This is a genomic window from Salinivibrio socompensis S35 (assembly GCF_000513715.1).
Classification (GTDB): Bacteria; Pseudomonadota; Gammaproteobacteria; order Enterobacterales; family Vibrionaceae; genus Salinivibrio; species Salinivibrio socompensis.
This window is the reverse complement of sequence record NZ_AQOD01000046.1, coordinates 1-16784: the sequence shown is the minus strand read 5'-3', so window position 1 is coordinate 16784 and position 16784 is coordinate 1. Positions and strand designations below refer to the sequence as shown.

Sequence of the window (16784 nt, the reverse complement as noted above, 5' to 3'; positions counted from 1 at the left end):
GATCATACAGGAAAAAAGAAGTGTAGARTAACTRGCGTAGATTCAGTGGTGGTTGGCGTCTTTTTGTGTTGTAGTGACCCATAATCGCCGATTATCATGGATCTGACTACCTTTTTTATCCTATCTCACTGATTCTTCTATGTAAGAAGTGGGGAGCCATCAGCCCCAACATGCCTCAGCAAGTGATTACTCTTTTATCACTAATTTGTCTTTGTTTAGTGATGTGTATAGTCAGTGATATAAAACGACGCACTATCGAACATTGGGTGATAGCGGTAATTACTGTGTTAGCAGGATTTACTGTTTACTGGGCTCAGCTCCCTGTGGAGAATGCGCTGACACAGGCCGGCCTGGTTTTGGTGGCCGGCTTTATTTTATTCTGGCTTAGTGTGTGTGGCGCCGGAGACGTGAAGTTACTCGTGGCGGTCAGCCTTGCAGTCGGTGAGCAATGGTGGCCATGGATGTTGCTACTGATGGTCGTGTTGGGCGGCATCGTCGCGTTAGGACTCTTACTCGCTAGCTGGCTGGGAAAGCCTCAATGGCGTGCTCACGGCGTGCCTTATGCGCTTGCGATAGCCCCCTCGGGGATGTTGGCGATTGGACTTACCTTAGCGAGCGCAGCTTAATAGTGTTTAGATTGCGCGGTAAGTGTAACGTGGTGTATCCAAATTCTACGGTATATCTGGCTTACATCATCATTACTTCATCCAACTAACAATGGTTTCTGGTTGTTTAGAGGGACTATGAATTCAAAATTACTCTCCTTGATTGCCTTCGTGGCAATTGCAATTGGCTTGTATGGTTTACTGCAGCCCAATGACTCTGACCAACCAGCACAAACAGAGACAGCTCCTCCTGACGTTGTTTACAAGGTGATTACGCTTAAATCCGCGTTAGACCGTGGTGAGACGATTGCACGTAATAATCTGATCATAGAAACCTGGCCGGAAAGCAAAGCGAATCAAATGGGCATTGATAAGGATATGGCGCTACCCGAAACCCATGGCGAGGTTTTATTAGCCAGACGTACATTGGCGGCCGGTGACATTCTTTATCCGGACGCTGTGGTGTCTCCGCAAAGCCAAGATTATCTCGATTATGTGACACAAGACAACCGGATCCCTTTTCCGCTTGAGGTGTCATCAACCTCAGTAGTTGGTGGTGCGGTGCGTGCTGGGGCATTGGTCGATATTATGGCGCTCGCTTCCACCGATCAAAACCTTGCCAATGAGACCACAGTGCGTAGCTTTCGCGGTGTGTCGCTCGCGCCTGTATTAATGGGCGTGAAAGTCCTCAAAGTTGCGCAATCGCGTCAAGAGGCGACCCGCAATCAACCGGCTTCTACGGACACCACCTTGATTTTGGAGCTTACCCGTAAGCAAGTGGCCACCATGACCATTGCCAAACGCATCGCCCAACTTGAGGTTCACAAGTCGCTGGGCAAATCGTCGCCGAAAGACATGTCCGCGAATGCCGGCGATGTATTGGATGACTATCGAGCGATTACAGAATTTCGGGCTGATACTGCCGTTGTAAAATAAGGAATTTGTATGGAAGCGCCACACTTTTGTCGCTGCTGGATGTTGGTATTATTGTTGAGTTGGGTCGTGATGGCGGCCCATTCTGCTCCTATGGTGATGAATATCGCCAAAGGCCAGGCAGAAGCATTGCAAGTTAATCAAACGATTGGCTCGGTGTTCGTCGCAGATCCTGCTATTGCAGACTACCAAGTTATCGATAAGCAAAAAGTCGTTGCTTTTGGTAAAGCGGTTGGAGCAACTACTCTATTGGTATTTGACGAAGAGGGTAAAACGATCATATCGCGTCAACTGGTCGTGAACCAAAGCATGGTCCATATTCAGCAGCAAATTCAGCTTCGCTATCCGGATCTCGATATTTCAATTGACAACTTGGCCAATCAAGTGGCGATCAGTGGCTTGGTGGCCAGCGAGGCGCAGAAAAAAAGTATCGAACGTTTGGTGGGTGAGCTGTTAGCCAAGTCAGCCACCGAAGAAGAAGTTGAGTGGAATACAGGAGAAAACACCTACAACCTTGAGTTTATGCGCCGTTATCGCTATGACGGGATTGTTAATAACTTAGAGGTGGCGACGACCAAGCAAGTCAATGTGCAATTAACCGTGGCGGAAGTATCCAATTCGTTCATGGAAAAGTTTGGTGTTGATTTTAGCTCGGGCGGTCGAGGCAGTGGGATCTTTGTTAATCCGTTGAAGAGTTTTAGCGCCAGCGACATCCTCACCGTGATCAGTGCGGTTGGCGATGATAATGTCGGACAAATTCTCGCTGAACCTAATTTATCGGTGTTATCCGGTGAAACAGCCAGCTTTCTTGTCGGTGGTGAGCTTCCTGTCGTCACTCGTATTGATGGTGGCGTGAATGTGCAGTATCGCGAATATGGGGTCAAACTGGAATTGGCGGCGAACGTACATCGGGACGACAAGATCAAACTCGCATTAATGCCGGAAGTGAGCTCTTTAGATGCGCAATACAGCAATGACGCCTATGACTTGCCGGCATTAAAAACACGTCGAGCCCGTACCACGGTTGAGCTGGGAGACGGCGAGAGCTTCGTACTCGGTGGCTTGTTGAACAGTGAAGAGCGTGAATCCTTATCGAAAATCCCATTTGTCGGTGATATTCCTATTCTAGGTGCGCTGTTTCGTCACACAGAAACGCAACGAAACAAGACTGAGCTGGTGATCTTAGCCAAGGTAAACTTGGTCAAACCGATTCAATCGGATCAAGTGGTTATCCCGCAAATCCAGCGAACGTCAACGCTTGAACGCTTTTTTGCGTTAGACGCGGTGCCCGAGCAAGCACCATTGCGCCAATGGTTGCGTAAAGGAGGCTTTATCCAATGAAAATGACATTGTGGTTATTAGGGATCATGGTCATGAGCGGATTATGGGGATGTACGCCCGCATATCAAAGGGTAGGTACAGAGGTATCACTGGTGCCGGTGACCTATCAATTGACGCTGTCAACGTCAACGCCGCAGAGTGCTTTTGAACAATTTACCCGTTTTGCTTCTCATCATCAGAAATTAGTACTCACTCAGCCTATTACGTTTGACTATAGCTCACCCCGCGGTGAAAAGGCTGCGAAAAAAGCGCAACGTTATTTACTAAATCTGGGAGTGGAGAGTCAAAATATTCAGCGTCGTTCGACTGTTCTGGAAGACGGAGATTGGCGCGTTTCGGTGGTTTCTTATCATATAAAACCAGAAGCGTGTCATCTCGTTAAAATAGCCGATGTACGTCAGAATAAAACCGGCTGTGTGGTGACACAGAATCGCTGGCTCTCCAAGGTGCGTCCTGAACGTGGCCTCAGTCATGAAGAAGGCAAATACTGATGTTTGATCTCGTCGATATATTAAAAAGTAATCAATCTCAGCAAGACGAGCGCGAGAAGATTACTTCGGTATTATTTTATCAAACCGATCCGTGTCGCGCTTTAGTGGAAGAAGCGTTTCGTTTTGAGGGCGTCGCAACGCCAGAAATCTGTAAAAACTCAGATATGGCGATCACGGATCACGTTCGTCAACAGAGTGTCGAGATCGTATTGGTTGAGTTGAATAGCAGTCAGGATGTGACCGCTGATGCCCGTCGTATTAGTCACTTACTGCCAAGCCATGCTTCTGTCATTGTGATTGGTAGTGAAGATGCGATCTCGACGATTCGTAACCTCAAAGAGATGGGCTTTTATTACTTATTTTGGCCGATCACCAAACAAGAGCTGATCGATTTTGTCCGTAGCGTCAGTGACAACCGTCAGCGTAATCGGGGGCCGGGTCAAAATCGCCGCGCCAAAAGAGTGTCTGTTATTGGCGCTAAAGGAGGCGTTGGCACAACACTGATCACGTCTGAGTTAGCACATCAATTGGTCACCGATAAAAACTCTTCTTGCATTGTGGTTGACCATAATTATACCAGCGGCAATCTTGATATTATGTTAGGGCTAAAGAAGTTTGAAAAGCGGGAGGTGCAAAAAGGTGCGTTCTCTTCAAGCCTTGATCTATCGGTAGCGCAAAGCTTATTGACCAAATACAGTGAGATGCTTTCTGTCCTATCACTGACCTCCAAACAGTATAGTTTCGACGAACTTAATGATTATCACAATAATGCCGCTGATATACTCTCATCAGAATGTAACTTTATTGTGGAAGATGTATCGGGTTCCTCGGGCTTTACTCATCGTAACCAAGCACGTTGGTTAGATAGCGATTGCATTATTCTGGTGATTAGCCCAACTGTATCAGCATTACGTGATGCGGGACGATTAAAAATGATTATTGACAAAGTGGATGAAGCATCCCGTCCGCGTCTGATCATTGTGTTGAACCACTGTATACCGGAAAAGTTTGCCACCGTTACTGGAGCAGACATAGAGAAGTTCCTTCAACGTCCGCTTGATGTCGTCATTCCTTTTACTGGAAAAATTGGAGAGCTGGTGTTGGAGGGAAACCGAGTCGCGCAAGCTAAAATAAAGGCATCCGGCCCGACGCGTAAATTAGCTTCCTTGGTGATAGGTGAGTCAATAGAACGTCGTTCAACTTTCAATTTTATCAGCGGCTTGTGGCGTAAAAAGGGGCACGCTGAGTGATAGGCACAAAGGAAGTCTATGTAAAGATCCGTAAGCAGGTCTTTGATGCCTTAGACCCTAATGTGATTGCAGATGTGTCGCGAGAGGATCTTGAAAAGCAACTCGAGAGTGCGGTCGAGCTGCTAATTAACCGTGAGCAATGGCCATTAAGTAGCACGGTGAAAAAAGAGTTCGTCAAATACTTAACCGACGAACTGATTGGCCTGGGTCCACTACAAAACTTAATGGATGATGAGACTATTACCGACATCATGATCAATGGGCCTGAGTCGGTTTATATTGAGCGTAACGGTTTAGTCGAACCAGCGCCGGTAACCTTTATTGACGAGAATCAACTGCGTGAAATTGCTAAACGTATTGCATCACGGGTCGGTCGCCGTGTCGATGAATCGTCCCCCACCTGTGATGCGCGCTTAGAAGATGGTAGTCGCGTTAATATTGTTATTCCGCCGATATCCATTGACGGCACGGCGATTTCAATCCGTAAATTTAAAAAACAGAGTATTGATTTACAGAAACTGTGCGAGTTCGGGGCAATGAGCCCAGAAATGGCACAACTATTAATGATTGCAGCGCACTGTCGGCTTAACATTTTAATATCAGGTGGGACAGGTTCAGGTAAAACCACCATGCTCAATGCGTTATCTCAGTTTATTGGTGAGAATGAACGCATCATTACCATTGAAGATGCGGCTGAGTTACGGTTGCAACAACCTCATGTCGTGCGATTAGAAACGCGAACCGCGGGGATTGAAAATACAGGTTTAGTCGATCAACGAGACTTAGTGATTAACTCTCTGCGGATGCGTCCCGATCGGATCATTGTCGGTGAGTGTCGTGGGGCCGAAGCCTTTGAGATGCTCCAGGCAATGAATACCGGTCATGACGGCTCCATGTCAACGCTGCACGCCAATACACCTCGTGATGCACTGGCACGGGTTGAATCTATGGTGATGATGGCGAACAGTAACCTCCCGCTAGAAGCTATTCGGCGTACCATTGTGAGTGCCGTCGACTTGGTGATCCAAATCAGCCGACTTCATGATGGTAGTCGTAAAGTGATGAGTATTACTGAAGTTTTTGGATTAGAGGGGTCTAATGTGGTCATGGAGGAGATTTTTCGTTTTCAACCGGTTTATCAGCAGGCGTCTGAGGGGAAAGTACGTGGCAACTTTATGACGGCAGGACTGATGCAACGTTCTGTGTTAATGGAAAAAGCGCGTTTCTTTGGGCTTGAGGAAAAGCTGTCGTCGGCGTTTAAAGTAGGGGAGGACATGTGATTTACCTTGTTATGCTGGTGGTCGGTCTGGGGTTATTGATTGCTCCTTGGCTGAAAAAACACAAACGGTATGATTACCTCGAAGAATTTAACCGAACCGAGTTTGTTGAGTCAGTGATGGCAAACCAGCAAGCCGTTGATTTACGGTCATTGTCCGATCGGAGCTTGTGGGACACAATTCTTCTGCGGTGGAGCAATTTTCAGAAACAGCTTGGTGCGCGCCCAACAATAAAGTTAGCTGCACTCTTGGCTGTGCTCTTTTTCGCATCGATTCAATTTAACAGCCATTTTTTACGTGAGCCTATATGGATGGTAACACCTCCATTTATGCTTACTGGTTTATTTATTTTTTATCGTTGGCTTCAAAACCGTGAACAAAAGATGTTTGAAACGGCATTCCCCAATGCGCTCAACATGATGACCAGTGCGGTCTCGGCGGGCGAAAGTATCATGCATGCTATTTTGTATGTCGGTAATACGCTCGAAGGTGATATTGGACGTGAGTTCCGTATTATGGGCAAGCGTTTACAACTTGGTGAATCCCCCGACGAAGTATTCCGCAAGTCTTGTCACCGTTATCCTTATCCATCCTTTTATTTTTTTGTGATCACCCTGCGCGCTAATATGCAACGTGGTGGCCAGCTTAAAGATATTATGATGCGTCTTAACCGTATGATGTTTAATGCGCGCTCAATTGATAAGAAAAAGTATGCGTTAACGTCTGAGGCACGCACGTCTGCGAAAATCGTCGCGGCGATTCCGTTTTTTTCCTGTTTGTTTTGCAATATCTCAGCCCAGAAAACTTTGAGTTTGTGATGTTTGATCCCGACGGCAAAGTGATTCTTTATTATGTCCTTATCAGTGAAGCGATTGGGATCGCCATCGTTTGGGGATTAATGAAAAGTGTGCGTTGATAAAAGGGAATCATGATGGCACAGCATCAATGGATTTTTTTAACACTGTTACTCATCGGCTGCGTGCTTGCTGTTGGTGTATTGCGACAGTCGCGTAAGAAACGTTTGTTTCGTGACTTTAATATTCAGACGTCAACCGATCAAACTACCCCGCTATGGGATAAATTTGGCGCCTTTATAAACCAATTGGTGTCCAACGATACACAGGATGTGGAGCAAAAGTTTCTCGCTGCCGGTATTTACGATAAACGGTGGAGTAAGCTCTTTATGCCGGTGAAGTATGCAGTGTTGCTAGTGGGTGGCACTGGAATATTGTTGTGGAGCCAATTGCAACAATGGCCGAGTACCTGGCTCTTGATTGGTGAGTTAGTATGGTTGGTGATGATCATCATTGGCCCCGATACCTATCTCAACTTACGCAAACGAGCACGGGTAAAAGCCATTTCTAATCGGCTGCCTTACATGCTTGATCTGATGGCCGTTTGTGTACAAACCGGGATGACCATCGAAGCGTCCATTACTTATTTATCTCGAGAGATGGCGGCGTTCGATCGTGATTTGAGTTTTTTGCTCACGCGTGTGAATGAACGCTCACGGATTGTGGGACTCGAGCAAGCACTCGAAGAGCTTTATCAGCGAGTGCCGTCTAATGAAATGCGTAGCTTTGTGATGACACTCAATCAAAGCCTGCAATACGGTACGTCGATATACGGGGTGCTAACCACCTTATCGGCGGATATTCGTGAAGTACAACTTTTGCAAGTTGAAGAAAAAATCGGTCAGCTTGCGGCCAAAATGTCGATTCCTTTGATTGTCTTTATTATGATTCCGATTGTGATCCTAATTGCGGCACCTGGAATTATGAGGATGCTCGCAAATGCTTAGTAACGTTAAACATCGATCCAAACAACCACGTTGTTGGGCGCTAGTGGCAGTCTGTATTGTTGGCCTCGTAGGGTGTGCGGGTGCTCAGCCGCCAGAGAAAAAGACACTGACCAACGAGCAAGTATTAGAAAGTAGTGGCAATGATCGCGAGATTATTGGCCTATACAAGCGGGAGCTGAAGCAAAAAGAATCGGCGCAGACACGGATTAAACTGGTCAAACGTTATTTACACATCAAAGACTATGACTCGGCCGGCTTTTATCTATCGCCATTACTACAAAAGAGGGAGCAAGATGGACAGCCCACCTCTGAGGTGCGCTTACTGGCCGGTAAAGTCGCGATGGGATTGGAGCGATGGCAAACCGCTGTCTCACAACTGAAAGAAGTACAACAACGGGATCCGAATAACAGCGAGTCGGCCAACTTGCTCGGCATACTGGCGGCACGAAAAGGTGATTTAGTGGACGCGCGACAGTGGTTCAATCAAGCACGAATGAATATGGCGGATGACCGCACTATAAAAAATAATCTCGCTCTGATTGATGTACTGGAAGAGAACTTTACGGGCGCACTTCGTCGACTTAAGCCATTGCCAGAGCTCAGTGAACTTTCGGATAAAACGCGCATTACCCTGTCGTTAATCTATGCCAAAACGAATCAGCGCTCAGCGTTCGATGTTCTAACGCCTAATATGGATAACAAGGAAAGAATAGGGCTTTACCAACAGCTACAAGCCTTACCTATGGCTGATTTGGCTTCACTCATTGAGGTTCCCTCTGAGGCTACAGAAAAGACACGGCCTGTATTATCCACTAAGGTTGAGCAGCAAGAGGATGCTCACCAATGATATTGTCTCCGCTTTATCGACCTAAGCGAGAATCAGGGGTCGCGACGATTGAATTTGTGGGTGGTTTTTTTGCCTTTTGGCTAATGTGCGCCGCTTGGGTAGAAATGAGCTTTATGTCGTATGTATCTGCCTTGGGGGATTTAGCTATCTCAAGAGCCGCACAACATGCCAAAAAACAACAAACTGAAGATTTTCTGACCGTATTTCAACAAATCCTTAATGATGATAGTAGCCTTTGGCATGCGTTGATCGATACGAATAATTACCGGATAAGTATCCGTTATGTTAATGAATACAATACCCTAGCCACGATTACTGATGGTTGTGAACCTGACAATGAAAATGACAGAGAAGCCGTGTGCGGCGAACCTGAGAAAGCGCCGATTGCGATTTATAACGTGAGTTATGACTACCAACCTATCTTTAATTTATTTTTAGACAAAAACACCCTTTTTCCCGTGAAATGATAGTGATACAGGAATACCAACGTGAAACCTTTGCGCTTTAAATCTCATCAGCAAGGTAATTTTACCGTCGAATTTGCGATCGTCGGGGTATTCTTTGCGCTGCTGTTGGTGTTCAGTGCCGACATCATCATGAAATTGAGCGTTAAAGGTAAGCTCGAGCGTATGGCTTTCTCTGCAGCTAATATCATTAAAGAGCGTACCGAGCTGTTTGGCTCAGATAATTTTCAGGTGGATGATAAACAGGCTGAAGATGCATATAGAATAGTGAGGAACTCCCTCACACGCACCATGAGTAATTTTGACAGCACCAAACTCGGATTCGCGCTTCATGTTCGTCAAGGCGTTGGAGAGACGGATGAAGAGGATCAAACGAAGATCATTAGCCAATGGACGGCTCCCTCAGGAGCACTCTGCCAGGCAGCACCGCCGAGTAAAGATCTCAGTTTTACTACGACCTTTGGTCGTCCTACAACCTTATACCAAGTGACTTTGTGTTATGACACCAATAATTGGTACGGCAATCTCATTGGTGAAGACTTTTCGCGCGTATCGTCGCGCGCCGTGGTGATGGGGAGATAGTTTATGCGCTCACAACAAGGTTTTGCTCACTCAGCCCCGGCTACTACCGCCAGCAGCAAGGCCATGCAGCCATTTTATTCGCCCTGTTTATTCCGATACTGTTTGGCATTTTTACCTTAGGTACAGATGGGGCGCGTGCGGTGCAGGACAAGGCACGCCTGGCAGAGGCGGTTGAAGTGGCAAGTCTAGCTGTTGCAGGATCAGGGTCGGATGATAAGACACTCGCCAAGGCTTATATTCAGGACTATTTTCCCTACGCGGAAGTCGACGACAATGATATTACCATTCGCAAAATAAATTGCGAAAAAAACGCCTCTTGCCAAGACTCAGAGCAGCGTTTTTTTGAGTATCAAGTATCAGCCAAAATTCACCAGCCTACATGGTTTCCGGGCAGTGAGACCGTTGTTGGCTTCGGTGAGAAGTATGATGTGGCAAGCGGTGCGATAAGTAGGAAATATCATGCAGAAACGGTTGATGTGGTATTAGTATCAGACTTCTCTGGCTCGATGAACAGGCCCTGGACAGGAGAGAATGGTAGGGGTGAGATTCGCTATAAGATGATGAATAAAATTATCATTGAAATAGCGTCTGAACTAGATAGCTTTAATAAGCACACTCAAGGAGAAAATAAAAACAGATTGGCGATTACTGGTTTTGATAATTTTACCCAACAGATAAATCCTGCCAACAAAAATCAAATGCTCCATTTCGACCATTTAATATGTGGTAATAATCAACGTTGTGATACTGACTGCGAGTATTATTGGAAGAGGTTACGGTGTAGTGCGCGTTCAGGAGAAGATACTGACGACTTAAATGCTGTGGCGACGGTCGCTAATATTTTTAATACCAGCCATTGGTCACACGTTCAACCTACACTAAATACCAAACTATATCCAGGATATCAACGCTTGTCTTATTTTCAAGATATTGAATTGACGGATGACTTTGAAATCTTAAAAAATAAAGTCAACAGTTTTGTGATTAGAGGTAGCCAGATTAGCGGAACCTCTTCTTATGCTGGCATTATTCGTGGCGCACAAATGGCTAAAGCAGGGACAAACCCAAGGCGTTTGATTATTTTATTGTCTGATGGCGCGGATAACTTTACTGATACAACCGATAAGCTAATTAAAGCTGGCATGTGTACTAACATAATTGAGCACTTAAACAGCCTTAATGTTGATGGTGAGCCAGTTAAAGCAAGGATGACTGCGGTAGGTTTTGCAGATAGTAAAGATATTCAACCTCAAATGGAGTCCTGTGCTGGTGAAGGCAATGTGTTTTCGGCAGAGAATCCGGATCAAATCAAAAATAAAATCCTCGAGCTTATCACTGAAGAAATCGGCCACCTCGCCCCATAACAAGGAGCATCCAATGATTAAATGGATCAATATTGCACTCGTGCTGAGCCTTCCCAATATCGTGTGGGCGAATGACGCGTTATTTGATACCGACTGCGTCATGCAAGAGGGGGCGGCACATTATCAGGTAACGACCGGTGAGAGCGTCATCGCGCGCACCTATCAGGATAATAGACTACTCGCGGTTGCGCCCCAAACCATCGCCAATAATCAGTGGCTGGTCGCACAAATTGATGCACTTGATGTGTCGCCACAGTGTACCAGTTTTATTAAAAGCCATGCCTATTGGCAGCACGCGCCCAATTCGCCGGTGGCACGTGTGCATTTTGACTTTGATACGTCGCGTTTATCTCCTCAAGGCCAAGCTATTTTGCAACGCTTCGCAAATTCGCTGGCAAAATATCCATCAGAGGTGTCGGTGACCGGTCATACCGACAATGTCGGCAGCGTACAATATAACCAGCAACTGTCACAACGACGGGTGGACGCGGTTGCCCCCTTTATTCCGTCGGCTGACGGCAATACAGTGACGGTAAGCGGTCAAGGTGAAACACGGCCAGCTGCGACGAATCACACCGAGCAAGGGCATGCCATTAATCGCCGCGTTGATATTCGTATTAGTCAATAACGTGTAGATAAAAAACGCGCCACTGGAGTCATCCGTGGCGCGTTTTTTGACGGTATATTGATTATTCGCCTTGCTGACGTAGTGTCACTGAGGCTGCGTTACGGACACAGTATCATTGACGAAGCACTTTCGCGGCTGCGACCATGTTTTTTAGTGCTGGGATCACTTCATCCCATTGCCGGGTTTTTAGGCCGCAATCGGGATTCACCCACAACCTTTCTGCGGGGACCCGCGCGGCGGCTTTTTCCATTAAGCCAACGATTTGCGCCTGGCTTGGTGTATTGGGGGAGTGAATATCGTACACACCTGGGCCAATATCATTGGGATAGTCAAAGTGATCAAAGGCATCAAGCAGTTCCATATCCGAGCGGGATGTTTCAATGGTGATCACGTCGGCGTCCATGTCAGCAATCGATGCAATAATATCGTTAAACTCGGAATAACACATATGGGTGTGGATTTGCGTTTCATCACGCACACCATTGGCGGCAATTTTAAACGCGTTAATCGCCCAATCAAGATAGCCTTGCCACTCACTGCGACGCAGCGGTAAGCCTTCACGCAGTGCCGCTTCATCTATTTGAATGATTTTAGTGCCGGCTTTCTCAAGATCTTGCACCTCTTGGCGGATCGCCAGTGCCAGTTGATTACAGGTTTGCGATCGCGGCTGATCATCGCGTACAAACGACCAGTTAAGAATAGTTACCGGCCCGGTTAACATCCCTTTGAGTGGCTTCTCAGTGAGAGATTGGGCGTATTGGGTCCATTCTACTGTCATCGCTTTAGGGCGCTCAATATCACCAAATAAAATTGGCGGCTTCACGCAGCGAGAGCCATACGATTGCACCCAACCAAACTGGCTAAACACATAACCATCCAGCTGCTCGCCAAAGTACTCCACCATATCATTACGCTCAGCTTCACCGTGGACTAGGACATCCAACCCCAATGCCTCTTGCTTTTCTACCGCATGGGCGATCTCTTTGCGCATAATGTCTTGATAGGTGGCGGCATCAATCTCGCCTTTTTTGTATTGTAAGCGGGTTTGGCGAATGGTACTGGTCTGTGGAAACGACCCAATGGTAGTGGTCGGGAAACGTGGCAGATTAAGCTGCTCGCTTTGCAGGCGAATACGATCTGCAAACGGGCGCTGCCGTACACCCAAATGAGGTGTCATCGCAGCCAGTGCGGCTTGCACGTTAGGATTGTGCACACGCGGTGATTGCTGACGGCTTTCGATTGCCTCGCGGTTATTGTCCAGCGCTGACTGAACGGTTTGACGGCCGTGATTAAGGGCGCGCGCGAGGATATCCAGCTCCTCTAGCTTTTGATGCGCAAAGGCAAGCCAGTTTTTTACCTCAGGATCGAGCTTGTGCTCGCTGGCCAAGTCGACCGGTACATGGAGTAAGGAGCAAGAGGGTGCAAGCCAGAGGCGATCGGCGAGTGCCTGGTGTATCGGTTCGAGCCATTCTAGCGTGGCATTAAGATCGGTTTTCCAGACGTTGCGACCATTAATCACCCCGAGAGACAGCACTTGGTGATCGCCCAGCGCTTCTTGGTATGACAACACATCACCGCGACCACGAACTGCATCCAGGTGCCAGCCATCAACAGGCAATGATTGCGCTAGTGCACGGTTTTCTGCCTGCTCGTCGAAGTAGCTCGCCAGTAATAATTTCACCTTAGTTTGGCTTAATGCGTGATACGCATTTTTCAGAGCAGCTTGCCATTCAGGTGCGAGTTCCGTGACCAAAATCGGCTCATCAATTTGTATCCACTCCACCCCTTCTTCTGCCAGTTTGCTCAGTAGTGTTTGATACACGGGCAAGAGGTTATCCAGTAGATCCAGCTTGTTAGAGGTATCTTTTTCTTTGCCTAGCCAAAGGTAAGTGACGGGGCCGACTAAAACTGGCTTGGCGTTTGTACCGGCTTGCTTGGCTTCTTCCAGTTGGGCCAACAGGTTGTCAGCATGCAGACTAAAGGTGGTTTGCGCGGTAAATTCTGGCACGATGTAGTGATAATTGGTGTCAAACCACTTGGTCATCTCACCGGCGTGCACGCACTGGCAACCACTATCATTCGCTGAGCGACCACGGGCGACACGGAAGTAGTTATCTAACGTGTTATCTTGGTGAGTGGCAACACGGTCAGGGACATTGCCGACTAAAAAACTGGTGTCGAGCACATGGTCATAAAACGAAAAATCACCGACCGGTGCCGTGTCGAGTTGACTTTGTTGTTGCCAGTGGGTGCGGCGCAGATCTGCCGCAATGTTGGTTAAGTCTTGTTGTGATGATTCACCGCGCCAGTAACGCTCGAGTGCGAATTTAAGTTCGCGCTGTGCGCCAATACGGGGAAAGCCGAGATTATGTGTTTTAGCCATCTATACGTCCTCCTTTTTGATTGAGTTCAGCATAGGGCTTTCTCGTTATGAACTAAAATGGCATTATTTCATCAATCAATGAATTTTAGTCATGGGGTCGATATGTTAGAACGCCACCATCTTCACATTCTACGCGCGATTAAAGAGCAGGGCTCGCTCACCGCGGCGGCAGACACCCTGTATCTCACCCAATCCGCGATTAGTCATGCGATGAAAAAGTTAGAAAGTCAGCTCGGGATCAGCTTGTGGCAAAAATCCGGACGACAGCTTCACTTTACGCGAGCAGGTGAGTACTTGCTTACGCTGTCTGATCGTATGCTTCCGCAGTTTGAGCATGCCGAACAGCAGCTTAAACAATTTGCCCAAGGCCAGCGCGGCACACTGCGTATTGGCATGGAGTGTCACCCTTGTTATCAGTGGTTACTTAAAGTGGTGGAGCCTTTTTTGCACCAATGGCCAGATGTCGATGTTGACGTGAAACAAAAGTTCCAATTCGGTGGTTTGGGCGCATTGTTTGGCCATGATATTGACGTGCTAGTCACGCCCGATCCCTTGCTTAAGCCAGGCATAGAATACGTATCTGTGTTCGATTACGAACTGGTGCTGGTCACAAGCGAGCGAAGTGCGTTGGCGGCGTTTGACTATGTTGAGCCTCAGCAAGTGACACAGGAAGTGCTCATTACCTACCCCGTTGATCAATCGCGTTTGGATGTGTTTACCCAGTTTTTGGCGCCGGCACACTGTGCGCCACGCAAACACAAAACGATTGAAACGACAGACATTATGTTGCAGATGGTTGCCGCTGATCGTGGGATTGCGGCACTCCCCAAATGGCTGGCTTTAGAATATCAACAGCGTTTAAAGCTACATATACTTCGCATGGGCAAAACAGGTATTCATAAAGCGATCCATTTGGGTGTACGGAAAGGTGAAAGCGACGATTACATCCAAGACTTCATCGCAAAAGCAGGCTCGATCGTAATCAACTAGAGCACTGACAGATAGAAGACCCAATCACTATGTTGTTAGCATTTTAAGCCAGCATTACGCATCGTTTCAAACACCCACCTATACTTACGTATTGTCTCAATTTTGAGCCGTACAAAGTGCACATTTCGGAGTAAAATTACTTTCGAATAAGTCTAATTCCTTAGATAATGCAAGCGATAGACTTTGAATGCACATCACATTTTTTATGGATAAAGAGTCCCGGCTATGAAATCAATCTCGCTCTCTCGCAATGTAAATGTCGAAACTATTCAAGGAAATGGTGTGCTGCTTGTCAATGGCACGCCAATGACAGTGACCGAAGGTACGTCGTTTCCATCAGGCACCGAGCTAGTCCTGCCAGATAACAGTGAGGCGGTCATTGTATTAAGCGACGGAACGTTATTAGCGATTGAGCCTCAAGGGGACCAGCCAGGCGCATTGCTCGACGGGTTACCTCAAGACGTACAAGATGAAATAGCCGAGATTCAGCAACAAATTCTTGATGGTGAAGGCGAGATCACCATTGAGGATGATCAAGCGACGGCGGCCGGTGGGGAAGCTGCAGCCGGCAGTGGCTCATGGAGCTATGTCAATCTAGAGCGTGATGGAAGCGAGACCATCGCGGGGTCAGGGTTTGATACCGACTCGATTGCGACCACTGATGGTGCAATTGGGAGCGATGCTGAAGGGGAAGTAGGGCTTGAGATTGACACCACCGCCCCCGGTTCTCCTGGTGTGACCATTCTTAATGATGCTAACAACGACGGTATCATCAGCGGGCAAGAACTAGGCGACGGGATCCAGGTATTGATCGACCTGTCCAATACCGATGCCAACCCGGGGGATGTATTAACCGTTGATGGGCAAACCTCGACCATTACCGAGCAAAACATTGCAGACGGCACCGTCACCATCACACTGTCTGACCCCCCTGCAGACGGTGAAACGCTAACCGTAGAAGCCACTATTACTGATACCTCCGGCAACACCTCCGCGCCGGGCAGTGATCAAGTAGAGATTGATACTACCGCGGATGCCGGCACGGTCAGCGTGAACAACATCACCAGCGATGACGTGATCAACGCGCAAGAAGCGGGCGAGACCATTACGGTCACCGGCAGCGCGAGCGGCGGCGACATCGCCGAAGGCGATACCGTTGCGATGACCATCAACGGCGAAGACTACGAAACCACCGTGGATGAAAACGGCGAGTGGAGCGTGGACGTGGCCGGCAGCGACCTGGCGGCGGACACCGAGTTCGAGGTGGTCGTGAGCTCGTCGGATGACGCGGGCAATACGGTAGACAGCACCACGACCTCTACGCACACAGTCGACACCCAGGCGGGTGAGGACAACAGCGCGCCGACGGTCACCATCACCGAAGACGCCAACAATGATGGCGTGATCAGCAGTGACGAGCTCGATGGCCAGGTCGACGTGAACGTCGACTTGCCAGCCGGTGCCGTGGCCGGTGACACCATCAGCGTCAGCGATGGCACCACCACCAACGACATCGTGTTGGCCGATACCGACATCACCAACGGCAGCGTTGCGACCTCGTTCGATGCGCCAGCGGAAGGTGAAACCCTCACCGTGACAGCGGTGCTGGAAGACCAGTTCGGCAACACCTCGGCAGAAGGCAGCGACAGCGCCGTGCTCGACACCCAGGCGGGTGACGACCAGCCGACTATCGACTTGAATGCGGTAGGCGATGGCAACCTCAGCGCGAGCGAAGCGGATGCGGTGACGTTGGACGGTACAACTGACAACGTCGAAGCCGGTCAGACAGTGACCTTGACCGTGACCGACAGCGCGGACCCAGCCAACA

15 protein-coding genes and 1 pseudogene are annotated in these 16784 nt (G+C 48.1%); 15 read left to right on the top strand and 1 reads right to left on the bottom strand.

Going from position 1 to position 16784, the window contains the following annotated elements:
- Positions 1–170: 170 nt before the first annotated feature.
- From DZ54_RS0106445 to DZ54_RS23320, 13 genes and pseudogenes are all read left to right on the top strand, one after another.
- Positions 171–626, top strand: a complete 456-nt coding sequence (locus DZ54_RS0106445) for an A24 family peptidase (RefSeq protein ID WP_051415935.1) — start codon at positions 171–173, stop codon at positions 624–626.
- Between the two features lie 117 nt (positions 627–743).
- Positions 744–1541: a Flp pilus assembly protein CpaB gene (gene cpaB / locus DZ54_RS0106440; protein ID WP_025673485.1), complete on the top strand. Its 798-nt coding sequence runs from the start codon at positions 744–746 to the stop codon at positions 1539–1541.
- Positions 1542–1550: 9 nt separating this feature from the next.
- Positions 1551–2879, top strand: a complete 1329-nt coding sequence (locus DZ54_RS0106435) for a type II and III secretion system protein family protein (protein WP_240473932.1) — start codon at positions 1551–1553, stop codon at positions 2877–2879.
- Positions 2876–3370: a hypothetical protein gene (locus DZ54_RS0106430; protein WP_025673483.1), complete on the top strand. Its 495-nt coding sequence runs from the start codon at positions 2876–2878 to the stop codon at positions 3368–3370. The genes DZ54_RS0106435 and DZ54_RS0106430 overlap by 4 nt, the downstream gene beginning before the upstream one ends.
- Positions 3370–4620: a CpaE/TadZ family protein gene (locus DZ54_RS0106425; RefSeq protein WP_025673482.1), complete on the top strand. Its 1251-nt coding sequence runs from the start codon at positions 3370–3372 to the stop codon at positions 4618–4620. Before DZ54_RS0106430 ends, DZ54_RS0106425 begins: the two co-directional genes overlap by 1 nt.
- Positions 4617–5900 carry a TadA family conjugal transfer-associated ATPase gene (locus DZ54_RS0106420; protein ID WP_025673481.1) on the top strand — a complete coding sequence of 428 codons (1284 nt, stop codon included), beginning with the start codon at positions 4617–4619 and terminating at the stop codon, positions 5898–5900. Before DZ54_RS0106425 ends, DZ54_RS0106420 begins: the two co-directional genes overlap by 4 nt.
- An 11-nt stretch (positions 5901–5911) precedes the next feature.
- Positions 5912–6813: pseudogene (locus DZ54_RS19645) on the top strand (type II secretion system F family protein).
- A 12-nt stretch (positions 6814–6825) separates the two neighbouring features.
- Complete coding sequence (locus tag DZ54_RS0106410; protein WP_025673480.1) at positions 6826–7698, top strand: type II secretion system F family protein; 873 nt, start codon at positions 6826–6828, stop codon at positions 7696–7698.
- Entirely contained in the window at positions 7691–8545 is an 855-nt protein-coding gene (locus DZ54_RS0106405) for a tetratricopeptide repeat protein (protein ID WP_025673479.1), read from the top strand. Before DZ54_RS0106410 ends, DZ54_RS0106405 begins: the two co-directional genes overlap by 8 nt.
- A complete protein-coding gene (locus tag DZ54_RS19640; RefSeq protein WP_051415934.1) occupies positions 8542–9012 on the top strand; it encodes a TadE/TadG family type IV pilus assembly protein in 471 nt (156 codons plus the stop codon). The genes DZ54_RS0106405 and DZ54_RS19640 overlap by 4 nt, the downstream gene beginning before the upstream one ends.
- Positions 9013–9033: 21 nt before the next feature.
- Positions 9034–9591, top strand: a complete 558-nt coding sequence (gene tadF, locus DZ54_RS0106395) for a tight adherence pilus pseudopilin TadF (RefSeq protein WP_025673478.1) — start codon at positions 9034–9036, stop codon at positions 9589–9591.
- A complete protein-coding gene (locus DZ54_RS0106390) occupies positions 9588–10955 on the top strand; it encodes a TadE/TadG family type IV pilus assembly protein (RefSeq protein ID WP_420804842.1) in 1368 nt (455 codons plus the stop codon). Before tadF ends, DZ54_RS0106390 begins: the two co-directional genes overlap by 4 nt.
- A gap of 13 nt (positions 10956–10968) precedes the next feature.
- Positions 10969–11583, top strand: coding sequence for an OmpA family protein (locus DZ54_RS23320; RefSeq protein WP_025673476.1), 615 nt, complete (start codon positions 10969–10971; stop codon positions 11581–11583).
- A 112-nt stretch (positions 11584–11695) separates the two neighbouring features.
- On the opposite strand, the gene metE is transcribed toward DZ54_RS23320, so the two are convergent.
- Positions 11696–13966: a 5-methyltetrahydropteroyltriglutamate--homocysteine S-methyltransferase gene (metE, locus tag DZ54_RS0106380; RefSeq protein WP_025673475.1), complete on the bottom strand. Its 2271-nt coding sequence runs from the start codon at positions 13964–13966 to the stop codon at positions 11696–11698.
- Between the two features lie 57 nt (positions 13967–14023).
- On the opposite strand from metE, the gene DZ54_RS0106375 reads away from it, so the two are divergent.
- Both DZ54_RS0106375 and DZ54_RS19630 read left to right on the top strand, forming a co-directional pair.
- Positions 14024–14956 carry a LysR family transcriptional regulator gene (locus DZ54_RS0106375; RefSeq protein ID WP_081721609.1) on the top strand — a complete coding sequence of 311 codons (933 nt, stop codon included), beginning with the start codon at positions 14024–14026 and terminating at the stop codon, positions 14954–14956.
- Positions 14957–15181: 225 nt separating this feature from the next.
- Positions 15182–16784: Ig-like domain-containing protein (locus tag DZ54_RS19630; RefSeq protein ID WP_037353777.1), on the top strand; the 1603-nt coding region annotated here is incomplete at its 3' end.